Here is a 14,625-nt window from a genome sequence, read left to right on the forward strand (position 1 = left end):
TTGTTATATCAAAAACATGCTGAAAGATAAAGATTCTATTAAGAATTCAATCTTTCCTTCCATCCCCAGGACTTTTGCCAGATATCCTGGAACACAAAAAAACAGCTAAATTGAAATATTTAGCCGTTTTCTGTGTTGTATTTATCTTGATTTTTTTTTATTATTGTTTTAAATCATATAATTGTTCTGAATTACCGCCCAGCATCCCTTTATCAGCATTTTGAGATGTTGCTGTTGATACCGTTGAAGTTGACGAAGCTGTTTCGGACCACTCGCTTTCAGAAATGGTCTTGCCGTTTGCCTTGATCCATGCAGTGATTTCATTGTTGCTACCGGTTGCCTCAGTGCCACTAAATTCATTGGTACCAACGGTTTCTCCATCGTCACCAATTTCATTAATGCCGCCGGCTCCTCCGCCGCCATTAATCATTGCATAGCGAATTTCGCCATCAGCAACCATTTGCTTAAATTCATTTAGAGTCAAGATGTTGTCTGATCCTGAAAATCCACCAAAAGACATAACAGGTTCACCATATTTTATAATGATGTCCGAAGCATACCCATTTGCAGATGAAACTGCCAGTAGATATTTTTCATTGGTCGTATGCGCTTTTAAATAGCTCACCAACTTATCCGTGTTTTCCGTGCTAGACATTCCGCCATTATTTCCACCCTTATCGTTTGAACTCGCAAGCTCCAGCCCAGCCGATGGCATTGAGCTTGATTCCGCATAGAAAAGAGTTGTACCAGACCAAACGGTCGGTGCTATAACTAACCCAAGCAATCCCACGCCTGCGAAAATTAGCTTGAGTTTTTTCTTTCTTTCCGATGGATTTTCTTTGTCTTTTATGACGTTTAGAATGCCCAGCATCAGAGCTCCCACAAAACACAAAGCACCTGTTGCAATCATCAAATACAGGGTAAGACCTGAAGTCGTGTAGTAATAGGATAAAACCAGTAATTCTACTGCTGCATCCACAATCAGAGCTGCTGGCAGAATCCAGGCTTTCCAGCCTCCTTTTTGATACAGTTCCCACATCGATACCATTCCGATACCGGTAAGCGCCGCAATCGGCGGGGCTAACATAATCAGATAATAAGGATGGAACAGTCCCGTTGTAAAGCTGAAATACAGAAACACTGGTACCAACCACATTCCCCATAACAGCAGTCCCTGTTTTTTCTTCACATCAAATGATGAAGCTTTTTTCTTTTCATTCAGGAAGGCTGCAATTAATCCGATCACAGCAAAGGGGAATAGCCAAATGATTTGGTCAGTTAAGCTATTACTTGAGAATAATCTCAAAATGCTGGCCGGTTCTGATCCGCCAAACATACCTCCGCCACGCGTATTGCCATTTTGACCGTTTTCCATCCCGCCGGGAGCATCGCTCATATCACCATATCCAACGTTACTCGGTATATCTTGACCAGTTTCGGATGAATCTTGCACCGCTTGAGATGTTGAAGCCTGATTCGTATCTCCACCTGATGCATTTTCTCGCGATTGGCCATCACCGGATGTGCCCATTCCGCCACCACGGGTACCCATTCCACTGCCGCTGGTACTGGTTAAACGTTCCACCCCATTATGACCAAAGATCAGTTCCAATTCGCTGTTATTGGTACTGCTGCCGACAAATGGACGATCCGCGGCTGGAACCAAATCAACGATGGTAGCCCATGAAAGTGAGACCACTACCAATATCAACGTTCCGGCAACCAACTGTAGGATTCTTTTTTTAATGGGAATCGTTGAAACAAAAAAATAAGTGATGTAGATCGCCGGCAGGATCATATAAGCTTGGAGCATTTTTACATTGAAACCAATGCCCACAATCGCTAAACATAGGATCACATGTCTTAATTTCCCGCTTTCTACAGCCTTGTGTAAAGCCAGGCAGGCAAGCAGCAACGTCAGAACCAAAATACCGTCAATTGTATTGTTTTTGCTGACCGCAACAAAAATCGGTGTTGTGGCCATACAAAATGCTGAAATCAAAGCAGCGGTACTACCGTAAGATTTCTTGACCAAGCGATACAGAATATAGACGGATATCACGCCGGCCAATGCCTCCGGCAACAGAATACTTACCCCGCTGTAGCCGAAAATCTTTGCGGAAAGCGCCTGTATCCAAAATCCCAGTGGCGGCTTATCAATCGTTACGAATCCGGACGGATCAAACGCAACGAAGAAGAAATTACTCCAACTCATTGTCATACTCTTCACACCGGCTGCGTAATAGGCGTTTCCATAGCCCTGGATACCTAAATTTCCAAAATTCAAGAATGCTGACATCATCATAATCAGTAAAAGGATTATCTTTTCTCTAGTAAGTTCTATTTTTTTCATTCTATTCCCCTAACAAATATTTTATAACATACTTCTAAACACATTAAAATGAACGACTATTTATCTTTGCTATTTTTTTTATTATAGTGAATGACATCGCTGATGATGTAATTCGGTCTATTTTTGCTTTCATCTAAAATCCGGCAAATATATTGCCCCATAATGCCAATGGCAATGAATGTGATACCGAACATCATCATCATGATGATTAAAAACAGAGAAAGACTCATGACGCTCAAATTGCCGAGTTCATCCCTCATTAGATCGACCACAAAAGAAATAAATCCGATTAAAAACAGTGCGCCTCCGAAATAACCAAAAAAAGTCATTGGCTTATATGAAAATGAAGTAATGCCATCTAAAGCCAGTTTGATCATCTTTTTTAACGGATATTTTGTCTTGCCGGCAAATCGCTCCTGTCGAACAAATTCTACGGAAGTCTGTTTAAAACCCAACCAACTGATTAATCCCCGGACATAACGGTTCTTTTCCGGCAGGGTATTGAGCGTATCACATACTTTTCTGTCAATCAATCGAAAATCGCCGGTATCACTGGGAATGTCAATATTAGTCAGTTTGTTGAACGTGCGATAAAAAACTTTGGATGTCAATTTCTTAAAGAAGGTTTCGCCCTCTCTTTTCGTTCTTTTGCCATAGACAACATCAAATCCTTCCCGCCATTTTTTGATCATTTCCAGAATTATTTCCGGGGGATCCTGCAAATCGGCATCAATCACCACCACGGCCTCCCCGCAGGCTTCGATCATCCCCGCCGTAATCGCGGGTTGATGACCAAAGTTTCGCGAAAAATTGACCAGCTTGATTTTTTCATCCCGGTTGCAAATTTCACGCACAATCGATTCCGTTTTATCTTTGCTGCCATCATTGACAAAGACTATTTCGTAATTTTCATTGGTACTGTCCATGATAGCCTTTAACCGATTGTAGCTTTCCGTTATTACCAGCTCCTCATTAAATAAAGGAACTACAATTGAGTAAATTACTTGATTTTTTACATCATCATTATCAATCTGATCATTAAGATCGTCTTCTACTACGTAGATCATATTATTTTTCATATCATCACCTCGTTCTGGATGAATCGTATTTTTTTAATTTTTTTATAAATGGTTGGCCTAAAACTAATCGATTTTCTGTGAATTTTCTCGAATATTCGGTATTATTCAAGACTGTAAACTGTCCCACTCAGCGCATTATCCCAAGCAACTTTTACCAGATACGCAAATAGCAACAGATTGAAAAGTGCTGTAATACCAGCAATCAGAGAACTATTATCGGTAACGGATCCCATGCCTCCTTGTAGACCATATAATAAAACACAGTACGTATTTACAAAACAAGAAATACTAAATCCACCTGCCAGCAGAAGAAATCTTCTATCCTTTAAATAGACGAACGCAAAAAGTGCTATCGCCATGGCCGGGAATAAATAACGTTCATGCATTCCCACAGAGAAAATAAAGACACCAACAATTTGTATCAGTCCAGCGGAAAAAGCATAGGAACTATTTTTTCCTTTTCCGTATAAAAACCACGATAAGGCTGAAACAAGGACAATAAAGATCATCCCCCAGGTGTGGTAACTGAACAGTAGTAACGTATTATTGTAATTGGTCATATTCCCGCCGATTAAGCTGAAAAAATTAAAAGCATTCATCGAGGCATACGGATATTTTGCTATTGTCCCTGAATATAACTCGAAAATCCATGAGAAGCCATGTTGATAAGAAAAAGGTAGAATTATCACAAAAACCGTAACCAAGCCGGCTAATGCTGCTTTTATGAAATTTTTAGGGCTTCTTTCACGCACAAGTTCATATAATAAAACAGGAGCAAAAATAATTCCCTGTGGCTTCATCAAAATACTTAAAGCAAAAAAGATGGCTGAAATAGTTATTTTCTTCTCTGAAAGGAAATAAAAAGACAGCACAACCAAGAGGGTGAATAATGAATCAACTTGTCCCCAAAGCGCTGAATTTAGAAAAGTGGCTGGATTAAACGCATAAAACGCCGCCAGTAAAAGACTAATTTGCATGGAAAATCGTTTTTTACTTAATTTATATAAAATCAGTGCGGTTCCAACATCAGCCAAAATGGAAGGAAGCTTAAGCAGCAGAATATAGTATTTACTGAATATTCCAATGTTTGCCAGTTTGCCAATAATAGCTAAAATATAAATATATAATGGAGGGTAATCAATATTGTTTGAACTTGCATATAAATTTGAAAAATCTTTTGCTGCCGCCGTCGCCCAACTTTTAAAGAGACTGATATCTCCTGAATAACCCTGAATAACCGTCGACAAAGAAATTCTCATTAAAAGGGCAACAATGAGCAACGTTACGATTATTATTTTATCATTTTTACCGTCATCAGATAGTGTCTTTATTCTTCTCCTCGCAAAATAGGCCCAGATAAACAAACCTAAAAAGATCAGTGCATAAATGACCAGCAAGGGCGCATACTGAATGTTTGCGTTTTGTGTACCGGTATGAGTATTTTGATTTTGCGATTGAACTGTTGACTGATTTCCCGAAGTTAGGTCCTTACGCTGTGTTTGTGTCTGTAGATTATTCCCCGCAGATTGCTGCGTTGACTGATCAGTCGAATTGGAACGCTGTGTGTTAATTTGCTCAGTGTTCCCCATCATCTCAGTGGTGGTTCCACTGTAAACGACAACGGAATAGACACAGACTGCGCCTGCTAAAAACATCATGAAAATCAAACATATTTTCAGTAAATTATTTTTGACTATTTTCATTCCTTGTTCTTCCTCACTTTTCTATATTTAAAAGATATGGATAAATTCAGTCACATCATCCAATTATTATATAAATCTTATCTCAAAAAAATGGAAGGTGGGACCATCAAACTTTTGCAACTTAAATATTCATTTTCAACATATTTTCATTACATCATCTCCAATTCACACTGTTGTAATCTTACTCTTTATTTGTAGTAAATAGGTGAACGCAATGTGAATTTTTTGTGAATGGGTAGGATTTAAATTGCTCAAAAACCTGCCTAACAAAATGGACTCTGTAAAATTGAGGCAGTATAATTCAGTTAGATCTGACAAAAATTTCGATCCTGATAAATGATGATAGTTTTAAAGGATTCATAATAATCATAGAAGGAAAATCCAACATATTCAATTTTTCCAGGGGTATTTCGAAAGACAATACACCATAAAACCTTTGCTTTTCTTTTTTTTTATAACGATTGCATGTTTCAACTATAACATTGACGTTAATGTTAAGGTATGGTAAAATTCTTTTCAGAGGTATACAGATGAACATAAATTATTACCAAATCGATGAAGTTGCCAAATCAACCGGAATCACCAAAAGAACCATCCGATACTATGAGGAAATGGAACTGTTAAAACCGATGCGAACGGAGGCCGGTTACCGTTTATATACACAGTCGGATATTGAAATTATTAAAGAAATAAAAGAATTACGAATCAAACTAGGCATGAATTTTGAACAGATTCAACATTTTCTGGGACTGAAAAATAGCATCCTAGAAATTCTGGATGGCGATACAAAAGATATTAGACAGATCGAAGAAACTGAAGATAAAATTAAAGAATTAATGATTTTGGTGGATGAAAAAGATGCGGTGCTTAAACGCATCAAAAATAACTGTAATAAATATTTAAATGAACTAGAAAAAAGAACTAAACAACCGGAGGAATGTCAGTTATGAAAAACGAAAATTATAAATGGATTGCACTTTCCTGCACTACAATGGGTGCATTGCTTTCCGTTCTAAGTGGTAGTACTCTTATTGTCGCTTTGCCTGATATCATGAAGGAGCTGAACGCTGGAATGGGTATTCTGACGTGGATCCTGATGGGCTATATGCTTGTCCTGACGATACTGGTGCCATCAATCGGAAGAGTCGCCGATATGTTTGGAAGAAAAAAACTTTATGTGGGTGGATTTGCCTTATTCACCATCGCGTCGTTGTTTTGCGCTTGGTCGAACACCGGCATTCAACTGCTGATCTTCAGATTGATTCAGGGCGTCGGCGGAGCACTCTTAGTAGCAAACAGCACAGCCATTATTGCTGATGCCTTTCCTAAGGACGAGCTTGGAAAAGCACTGGGAATTAACCTGATGTTTATCAGTGTAGGAAGCGTTATCGGAACAATTTTAGGAGGATTTCTTGTCAGTATTGGATGGCGGAGTATTTTCTATATGAATCTTCCCGTTGGGATCATTGGAACCTTATGGGCTGCCTTTCAGTTGCGTGAAGTCTATTCTTATACCCAAAAGCAAAAGTTTGACTGGCCCGGTACTTTGACATTTACGCTCGGGATATTTTCACTCCTCATGGCTCTGACAATTGGCAGTTTTTCCGGATGGTTCAGCCTTGAAGTAATCGCAATGTTTGTCATTGCCGTTGTAGCCATGATTGTTTTTGTCTTAATCGAAAATAGAACGATTCAGCCAATGCTGGATTTGCAGCTTTTTAAAGCCCGAGTATTAGCCTTTGCATTTGCAAGTAATTTATTTAATGGAATCGCAAGAGGCGCTATTACCTTTCTTATGATATTTTATTTTCAGGGAATAAAAGGTGATGATCCGATGACCGCAGGAATATTGTTGACACCGATGGCCTTATCGATGTTCCTCATTTCACCCATCAGTGGTATCCTGTCTGATAAATATGACTCTCGTTTTTTAAGTTCCCTAGGCCTGATAATTTCGGCAATCGGGCTCTTTGGGCTTATGTGGATTACAGATAACACACCTACAATTTTGCTGCTCATCTGGATGTTTATAATGGGACTTGGTTCGGGACTGTTCTTTTCACCAAATTCCAATTCAATCATGAGTGCCGTTCCACCAAATAAAAGAGGAATCGCCTCAGGCGTTCGGACCATGTTCAACAACGCCGGAAATGTTTTAAGTATCGCAATTTCAATGGCAATCGTTGCTTCAAGTGTCTCCCCTGAAGCCATGCAGGGGCTATTCTTCGGAACACAGGTTGGCTCACAGGGAATTACAGTGGATAGTTTTATTGGTGGACTGCGGCTAGCTTTTGGCATTTCATTCGGATTCAGCATTTTGGCTGCCATCCTGTCTTATATGAGGGGACCCGCGCCTAAATGGAAGAACACCCCCTGTGAAAAGTCCGCTTAATAGAGTAGTTGAATAATTTTTTTCTTGTCTTATACTACCAACACCATTTGACACCGAGCCCTATTTCAACCATAAAAATAGCCTCCTATGATTACTTACTTTATCATAGAAGGCTGTTTTTAAGCGATTTTTTCGCAATCTTTATGCTTACCACCGATTTTGAGAAACATGTAAATGTTACAAAGAAGATTTTCGCCATCAGGGCTAAAGCATACTCTTTGATATTGTGACCTGCACACTAATCAATAAACTTTACAGGTTTTCTTCCTGAACGACTTCTGAGATTTTATCATCTAACACATCTTCTATGATCGTATCATCTAATCTCATTTCAGTGATCACTAATACGATTTTATCAGCTTCAATTTCTGATTCAATTCCCTTTGGAAATTTAATATCGCCGACACATATTTTATCATTCAAATTAAGATCCGTTACATCGATTTCAAGGAAATCAGGTATATCCTGTGGTAATCCTGTCACAAGTATTTTATCCATTTGCTCCACAAAATGAAGACTTTTTAATTCTATTGCTTCTTTGCCAACTATTTTAATATTAAGATTGAATTTAATTTTTTCAGTAACAGACACTTGCTGAAAAACAACATTTAAAATTTCTCTTTTGATTGGCGAATGTTGTATCTCTTTTATCATTGCCGAATACGATTCTTGCCCCCCAAGATTGAGCGTGAATAAATAGTTCTTCCCATATTTAAATATGTTTTTTATCAATTCATCTTTTTTTATTTTTACTGAAACTGATTCCAGACCTTTTCTATTGATAGCGCCAGGGATATAACCTATAGCTCTTAGTTTTTTACCGGCACTGCCATTCCCATTTTCTCTTTTTTCAATTGCCATTGTTACTTTTTCATTCATATTATTTTCCCCTCTTTTGATAAACGCTCATATAATATTATTCGTATTGTTTTTATTTGGTCTATTTCAATTAAAACCTTGGCGAATTATTTTTTTTAATGTTTATCAATTATATTTTATATTATACCAAGCAAATGAATTAATATCAAGTTTTTAAAAAAAAATGCAACAGTACACTTACCTTGATCTGCTTATAAGGATTCCAAAAGATACATCGATAAGCTCAATGCGATTAAACAATAAAAAAAGTTATATTGGGCAAAATATTTTTCAGGCAAATAAAGAAGCACCGAATACCGCTTAAGAGTGTATTACAGAGCTTTGTTAATAAATTTGGTGGAGGCGGACCGTATCGGTTCAAGATGTATAAACAAGAAAACTCGAAATTATTCACATTCTCAAATAAGCACTATTGTTTTATGGTATTTTGATCATAATTCATTTTTAATTCTTCTAATCTGGGTTCGTTTTTACCTATTTAAAAAATTATCCCGGCTTCCCTACCCAATACATATTGTTTATCCCGGTCGAGTTTAGGTAATGCAAATTCTAAATCTTCTCCTTCAACCTAGGTCAATAATATATAAACATTTTGATTTTTATTACAAACACCAAAGCTAACCGGTTCTGACATTTTAAATCCCAGACTTGAATATTTACAAACGATCTGATATTCTCTTTTCTTTAGTTTATAATTACCGATATTGGAAGTTCTCAATACTAATTTTTGATTATCTGTCGTTTCAATATAATATTTAGTATCGTCAGACCAACCTTTATTGATTTTCTCAATTTTACACCACGTGTCATTATTTATAATTTCTTCAAACATCGCAATCTCGTCATAACCTTTGTATTGATCCATATTTTTCACCATACTTTTTATATGAATTCTTCGCCGCGAAGGAGTTCTACCTCAATGGAATCCCCTTTTTTATAGACAGCTTCTCCAATTTCCGAAATAAATTGACCATTTGTACTCAGACACATGCCAATACTGGCAACTTTGAACGGAATAGGCGTCGCGGTATATATACCAGCCGCTGTTTTTTGTACATTTACTTTGCACAAAAACGAAATAAATTTGGGACACTGCATATCCTCGGTAAGGATCGCCGTAACTCTTTGACGTTTAATCATAGGCAAACCCAGATACTGATTAACCAATGCCCTGATGCACCATTCTAATCCATAATAGGCAGCAGCAACAGGTCCCGGCAGATTAATGACTGGTTTTCCATTTATAACCGCCATGCTCATTGGTCTTCCCGGACCTGCTGCTACCCCATGCAGAAAAGCTGCACCATTTTTATTGATTGCTTTCGATGTGAAATCCTCAGCTCCCTTAGATGAACCACCGTTCATTATGACGATATCTCCCTGTTCCAGTGCTTTTTCCAAAGCTATTTTGATCTCTTTAGGATCGTCCTTTACAATCGGATAGCAAACAGGTTCCGCCCCCATCTCAAGAAGCATGTGTTTTGCCATCATACTATTAGAATCAATATTTTCACCTCTTTGAGGTGTTTTCCCAGCCAGAACCAGTTCACTTCCGGTTGGAATGAAAACCACCACCGGTTTTTTGTAAACGGGCACTTTCGCAATTCCGCCTAACGCCAAAGCCGCCAAATCAGATGGACGAATCGGCACTCCTGCAGATATGATGTAATCCCCTTTTTTAATTGTACTACCGCTTTTTTTTACACAATCCCCCGGTTTTACACTTAATTCCTCTCTAAACTGAAGTCTGTCGTCTTCATCAATTAAAACCTTTTCGATCGCAATCACTGCGTCATATTTGTCATCAAAATCGTCGCCAGTATCCACTCTGGAATATTCTCTTCCTGCTTCCCAACCAGTTGCGTCAGGCATGCTGTCTTTGAAAAGTTCTGAAGAAACCGCTATACCATCCATCATTGATGCTCTGACAACCGGCAAAGTATTGCATGACTCCAAGGTTTTCGCCAGCACTCTGTTAATAGCCTCGGATAGTGGAACCATTTCAACCTGCTTCTCCGGACAGCATTTTTTAAATAATATTTGCAAAGCCTCTGCTTTAGTTGCATATTTTTCCTTTATTGATGAATTCATACCATTTTTCCTCCATATTCTTCTCTTCTTTCCTCTTTCTTTAAATCGACGATAATATGCGTCATTGTCACAAGCTTCACATAATACCTTTCTATCTTTGATAATGTCCCTGCCATCCATAATTTTTCCATGACAAATTTCACACATTGCACTTTACGTTGGCTTTCCAGACAAGTCCTCCTTTTTTATGTTGACCGATACTAACTCAAATATAACCTCCTGTGATATTATAGCGTATTATAGGAGGCTCTTTACAGCCTTTTAATAGGATACAGTTGCTCATAATTCATAGCAGTCATAAAATTTTAATTTGTTATTTTATTGATGGTTTTCTTAAGGCCAGCCATACACCTCCGTCATCATTGATGATTTCATATTGACAAATGCCGTTTTTGTCCATAGCCTCTTCGAGTTTAATAACCCGATCTTCCGGTTTATTACTATCCTTAGCAATCCCCCATAATGGATCGATTTCTCTCATCGTTTTGCCAACTTCTGTTTTAATTTCTATATTGCCAAAGCCGCTGCCTATATACGCCGCTCCACCCGGAACAAGCACCCTGAATATCTCGCCAAATGCCTTAGTATAATCGTCCCAGAATTGAAGCGAACTTCTGCTTATTACCATATTGACAGAGCTGTCGAGCAAAGGTATTTCATGAACATCACCGAACGTAACCTGTATTCTATCACCCAGATTATTCTCCGATACCTTGGCCCTGGCAATCTTCAATGCTGTATCATCTATATCCATCAAAATAATTTTCAGGTTTGTCAGCGTCGCCATTGAGATGCCAAAATACCCACCGCAACAACCGACATCAAGGCATATGCCTTCGACAATGCCGAATCCTTCAATTATTTTTTTTGATAGAAATGGGTACACAGGCGTATAAACATTATTTGCACGCCAATGATAGTCTTCTATTGAAATAACTCTCTTCATATCCATGTTACTGTGGATCCTGTGCATTCAATATTCTGGTCAGTTCATCATCGCTCAAATTGTAATTAAAAAAGGTTTTGTAGAAATCTTTTGTCTGAGCTGAAATGTCCAGATCTTTCAATTGATCAGGGTATAGGTTCTTGGCCATCCAGGGAAGATACAGGGCTGTTTCAGAACCTAAATTCGACCACACAAACACACCTTTCGGAACTACAAATACCTTTCCGTTTATAACCGCGCTCAGCTGCGAGAACTTGGAGTCATTAAGCAAATTCGTTCGGTCAGTTAAATTTCCAACTAAGAATATGTCATCAGGATTCCATTGCAACACCTGCTCCATCGAGACTTCTTTGGAACCGCTGATATCATTTTCAGCGACATTGACCCCTCCTGCTATCTTTATCTCTTCATTTTGGATTATATTGCTACCCCACGTTGAAAGCTTAGACCCAGTAACTGAAAGAGCCAGTACCTTTGGCTTTTGGGCATCTGACACTTTACTTGTAACCGAATTAATCTTATCGACATTTTTCGTCACAAAATCCTTGTATTTTGCAGCTTGCTTTGTTTCACTATCACCTAATATGCTTCCGACCAGAGTGACTGCGTCAACCATATCATTTATGCTGTTGTTTTTATAGTCAATCATGACAACCGGAATGCCGGCCTCTTTGATTTTGTCAATATCATCGCCTGATCTTAAAAAGACGACATCTGGCTTATTCTTTATCAACTCTTCAATGCTAGTGCCCGCCGTGCTGAATGGATAATTAACGCTGCTAAGATTAGGGAATATTTTTAATGCCCACGGATAATTTTTTATCTGATCTGAAGAAGCTACAATTTTATCAGCGCCACCAGCGACACAGAGCGTATTTATGAATCCAGGCCAGGATGTTCCAATTTTTTCAACTTTCGCCGGCAATTGGACAGCATTCCCATCCATATCGGTGATGGTCTTCTCCTGAGCTGATTGGTTGTCCTGCTTACTGGCAGTCGAACACCCTGCAATAGTCATGGCCAGTAAAATCACAATAAGAATCAATAATAATCTTTTTTTCATTTTCATTTCATTCCTTTCTGCTTTGCAATACATAGTTTAAATTTGTTGTCCTTATTATTTTGTATGTTTTACGTAATTTTGAAGTTCAAGACAATGACAGCATCGGCACACAGGTTTTAATCCGCTGTCCGTCTTCTCTCTGAACGCTTGTGATTTTCACCTCAACACCATAAGCTAATCTGAGGTTTTCCTCCGTGACCACATCATCAACTTCGCCGATAATGATGTCTCCATTTCGGTGCATTAACCCCACTTGTGTGGAACATAAAAAAGCATGGTCAGGAAAATGCGAAGTCATCAGTACGCCGATTCCTTTTCCTGAAAGTTTTTGCACCTCCTCCAGAACTCGTACCTGATTGCCAAAATCCAAATTAGATGTCGGCTCATCCATAATTAATAGCTTCGGCTGTTGAGCGAGAGCACGGGCAATAAGCACAAGCTGTCTTTCTCCTCCGCTGATTTCTGTATAGATTTTATTCTTTAAATGGCTGATATGTAAATCGGCCAGGGCGTCCTTGGAAATTTCCAAATCAATTTTCGAAGGTGAGGCAAATATGCCTATGTGAGCCGTTCTTCCCATTACCACCACGTCAAACACTTTAAAAGGGAAAGCAGGAGTGTGTGCCTGAGGCACATAGGCAATTACCTGGGCACGGTACTTGTTGGTTAGTCTGCTCACATCTTTGCCGTCCAGCAAAACACTTCCTTCAACCGGATTAATAGATCCCAGAATCGATTTGAACAGAGTGGTTTTCCCAACACCGTTGGGCCCAAGCAGGCACATAATCTGCCCTGTTTCAATAATCAGGGAAATATGATGCAGGATATTTGTTGACCCATATCCGCAGGTGATATTTCTAATTTCGAGTTTTATAACCATGCCCCCTTTTTTCCTTTTAGTAACATGAAAAGAAAGAACGGAGCCCCAATTATAGCTGTAAGAATGCCAATGGGAATTTCCATAGACAAAGCTGCCCGTGCAATGTCATCAACAAACAGCAGATAAGTGGCACCCATAATGAGAGAAGCTGGGATTAAGTCCTTATGATTGGGCCCAACAAGTATTCGCGCTAAGTGCGGGATAATCAGACCAACCCACCCGATAATCCCAGCGAGAGCTACCGAGCCAGCCGCTAGAAGGGTCGCACAAAAGATAATAACCAGTCTGAGTTTTTTAGTATTTATACCCAAGGCCTTGGCTTCTTCTTCACTGAAGGAAAGAACATTGAGCCTCCACTTCAATAGTATTATCGGAACAGCGCCAATAATAAACGGGACTAGAAACATCGCAATATCATTATATGTTATAGAGGAAAGTCCCCCCATAAGCCAAAAGGTAATGGCCGGAAGCTTGTCATTAGGATCGGCGGCATATTTGGTCACGGAAATTAAAGCCTGAAAAAGCGCCGACACCACCATGCCCGTTAATACAAGAAGAAGTATTGAACTATTACCACGTCCGACGATACTGCTGATTAAATATGCCAAGCCAACCGCCATTAGTCCAAATACAAATGCGAATAATTGTATTCCAAAAACATTGTAGTCAAGCAGAATTGCGACTGCAGCTCCAAAACCAGCTCCTGCCGAGGCGCCAAGAATATCCGGTGAAACCATTGGGTTCTTAAAAATCCCTTGGTAAGCGGCACCGGAAATAGAAAGCGCCGCGCCAATCAAAATTGCGGAAAGGATCCTCGGCAGTCTGATCTGAAATACAACGATTTCTTGCTCTATTGTCCATGTTTGTGGCAAATTGAATAGCTTTGCCGCAAAAATATATCCCACTTGTTTAATTGAAACTGAATACCGCCCCAATACAAATGAAACAAAGAATACAACTATAAGGATGAGGAGACTAACAAGAATAATGATTTTGGTTTTATCCCTTTTTTCTTCCTCCTCTTCATCGTCTCTCTCTTCTTCATACGAATCAATCACGTTCAGTTTCGCGTAAACAGCGGGTGTTGTTTTTATATCTGGTTTTTCAGTACTTTCCATGGATTTGCCCCTTCTGCCATAAACTTTCTTATGCTATATGCTGCGATTAAACGTTCCTTGTTTATACATTTAACTCATATAAAATTGAATTTCTGCAAATAACAGTAATAAAAAGCTATCT

13 protein-coding genes are annotated in these 14,625 nt (G+C 38.9%); 2 read left to right on the plus strand and 11 right to left on the minus strand.

Annotated elements, in window-relative coordinates; genetic code table 11:
- Positions 1-160 precede the first annotated feature (160 nt).
- From FZC40_RS10000 to FZC40_RS10010, 3 genes are all read right to left on the minus strand, one after another.
- Entirely contained in the window at positions 161-2,353 is a 2,193-nt protein-coding gene (locus FZC40_RS10000) for a glycosyltransferase family 39 protein (RefSeq protein ID WP_148603883.1), read from the minus strand.
- Between the two features lie 56 nt (positions 2,354-2,409).
- On the minus strand, positions 2,410-3,420 hold the full coding sequence (locus tag FZC40_RS10005; protein ID WP_148604013.1) for a glycosyltransferase family 2 protein: 1,011 nt from the start codon (positions 3,418-3,420) through the stop codon (positions 2,410-2,412).
- A 113-nt stretch (positions 3,421-3,533) separates the two neighbouring features.
- The gene (locus FZC40_RS10010) at positions 3,534-5,135 is read right to left on the minus strand and encodes a glycosyltransferase family 39 protein (protein WP_148603885.1); all 1,602 of its coding nucleotides are present in this window, start codon (positions 5,133-5,135) and stop codon (positions 3,534-3,536) included.
- A gap of 530 nt (positions 5,136-5,665) precedes the next feature.
- Between FZC40_RS10010 and FZC40_RS10015 the strand changes: the two genes are divergently transcribed.
- Together FZC40_RS10015 and FZC40_RS10020 are read left to right on the plus strand one after the other, a co-directional pair.
- The gene (locus FZC40_RS10015) at positions 5,666-6,085 is read left to right on the plus strand and encodes a MerR family transcriptional regulator (protein WP_170253926.1); all 420 of its coding nucleotides are present in this window, start codon (positions 5,666-5,668) and stop codon (positions 6,083-6,085) included.
- Complete coding sequence (locus FZC40_RS10020; RefSeq protein ID WP_148603889.1) at positions 6,082-7,527, plus strand: MFS transporter; 1,446 nt, start codon at positions 6,082-6,084, stop codon at positions 7,525-7,527. The genes FZC40_RS10015 and FZC40_RS10020 overlap by 4 nt, the downstream gene beginning before the upstream one ends.
- A 252-nt stretch (positions 7,528-7,779) precedes the next feature.
- On the opposite strand, the gene FZC40_RS10025 is transcribed toward FZC40_RS10020, so the two are convergent.
- From FZC40_RS10025 to FZC40_RS10055, 8 genes are all read right to left on the minus strand, one after another.
- Complete coding sequence (locus FZC40_RS10025; RefSeq protein ID WP_148603891.1) at positions 7,780-8,406, minus strand: 50S ribosomal protein L25; 627 nt, start codon at positions 8,404-8,406, stop codon at positions 7,780-7,782.
- 568 nt (positions 8,407-8,974) lie between these two features.
- On the minus strand, positions 8,975-9,271 hold the full coding sequence (locus tag FZC40_RS10030) for a hypothetical protein (RefSeq protein ID WP_148603894.1): 297 nt from the start codon (positions 9,269-9,271) through the stop codon (positions 8,975-8,977).
- Positions 9,272-9,288: 17 nt separating this feature from the next.
- Positions 9,289-10,497: a molybdopterin molybdotransferase MoeA gene (locus FZC40_RS10035; RefSeq protein WP_186843786.1), complete on the minus strand. Its 1,209-nt coding sequence runs from the start codon at positions 10,495-10,497 to the stop codon at positions 9,289-9,291.
- On the minus strand, positions 10,494-10,628 hold the full coding sequence (locus FZC40_RS17575; RefSeq protein WP_279233330.1) for a hypothetical protein: 135 nt from the start codon (positions 10,626-10,628) through the stop codon (positions 10,494-10,496). Before FZC40_RS17575 ends, FZC40_RS10035 begins: the two co-directional genes overlap by 4 nt.
- A 182-nt stretch (positions 10,629-10,810) precedes the next feature.
- Complete coding sequence (locus FZC40_RS10040; protein WP_186843787.1) at positions 10,811-11,449, minus strand: class I SAM-dependent methyltransferase; 639 nt, start codon at positions 11,447-11,449, stop codon at positions 10,811-10,813.
- 1 nt (position 11,450) lies between these two features.
- Positions 11,451-12,506, minus strand: coding sequence for an ABC transporter substrate-binding protein (locus tag FZC40_RS10045; protein ID WP_186843788.1), 1,056 nt, complete (start codon positions 12,504-12,506; stop codon positions 11,451-11,453).
- An 85-nt stretch (positions 12,507-12,591) separates the two neighbouring features.
- The gene (locus FZC40_RS10050) at positions 12,592-13,380 is read right to left on the minus strand and encodes an ABC transporter ATP-binding protein (protein WP_148604016.1); all 789 of its coding nucleotides are present in this window, start codon (positions 13,378-13,380) and stop codon (positions 12,592-12,594) included.
- The gene (locus FZC40_RS10055) at positions 13,377-14,504 is read right to left on the minus strand and encodes a FecCD family ABC transporter permease (RefSeq protein ID WP_148603902.1); all 1,128 of its coding nucleotides are present in this window, start codon (positions 14,502-14,504) and stop codon (positions 13,377-13,379) included. The genes FZC40_RS10050 and FZC40_RS10055 overlap by 4 nt, the downstream gene beginning before the upstream one ends.
- Between the last annotated feature and the right edge of the window lie 121 nt (positions 14,505-14,625).

This window comes from Acetobacterium tundrae (assembly GCF_008086615.1).
Classification (GTDB): domain Bacteria; phylum Bacillota; class Clostridia; order Eubacteriales; family Eubacteriaceae; genus Acetobacterium; species Acetobacterium tundrae.

Excerpts from the sequence above, each read along its gene's own strand:
- FZC40_RS10000 (WP_148603883.1), bottom strand. The coding sequence starts at position 2,353 with ATGAAAAAAATAGAACTTACTAGAGAAAAGATAATCCTTTTACTGATT.
- FZC40_RS10005 (WP_148604013.1), bottom strand. The coding sequence starts at position 3,420 with ATGATCTACGTAGTAGAAGACGATCTTAATGATCAGATTGATAATGAT.
- FZC40_RS10010 (WP_148603885.1), bottom strand. The coding sequence starts at position 5,135 with ATGAAAATAGTCAAAAATAATTTACTGAAAATATGTTTGATTTTCATG.
- FZC40_RS10015 (WP_170253926.1), top strand. The coding sequence starts at position 5,666 with ATGAACATAAATTATTACCAAATCGATGAAGTTGCCAAATCAACCGGA.
- FZC40_RS10020 (WP_148603889.1), top strand. The coding sequence starts at position 6,082 with ATGAAAAACGAAAATTATAAATGGATTGCACTTTCCTGCACTACAATG.
- FZC40_RS10025 (WP_148603891.1), bottom strand. The coding sequence starts at position 8,406 with ATGAATGAAAAAGTAACAATGGCAATTGAAAAAAGAGAAAATGGGAAT.
- FZC40_RS10030 (WP_148603894.1), bottom strand. The coding sequence starts at position 9,271 with ATGGATCAATACAAAGGTTATGACGAGATTGCGATGTTTGAAGAAATT.
- FZC40_RS10035 (WP_186843786.1), bottom strand. The coding sequence starts at position 10,497 with ATGAATTCATCAATAAAGGAAAAATATGCAACTAAAGCAGAGGCTTTG.
- FZC40_RS17575 (WP_279233330.1), bottom strand. The coding sequence starts at position 10,628 with ATGGAAAAATTATGGATGGCAGGGACATTATCAAAGATAGAAAGGTAT.
- FZC40_RS10040 (WP_186843787.1), bottom strand. The coding sequence starts at position 11,449 with ATGGATATGAAGAGAGTTATTTCAATAGAAGACTATCATTGGCGTGCA.
- FZC40_RS10045 (WP_186843788.1), bottom strand. The coding sequence starts at position 12,506 with ATGAAAAAAAGATTATTATTGATTCTTATTGTGATTTTACTGGCCATG.
- FZC40_RS10055 (WP_148603902.1), bottom strand. The coding sequence starts at position 14,504 with ATGGAAAGTACTGAAAAACCAGATATAAAAACAACACCCGCTGTTTAC.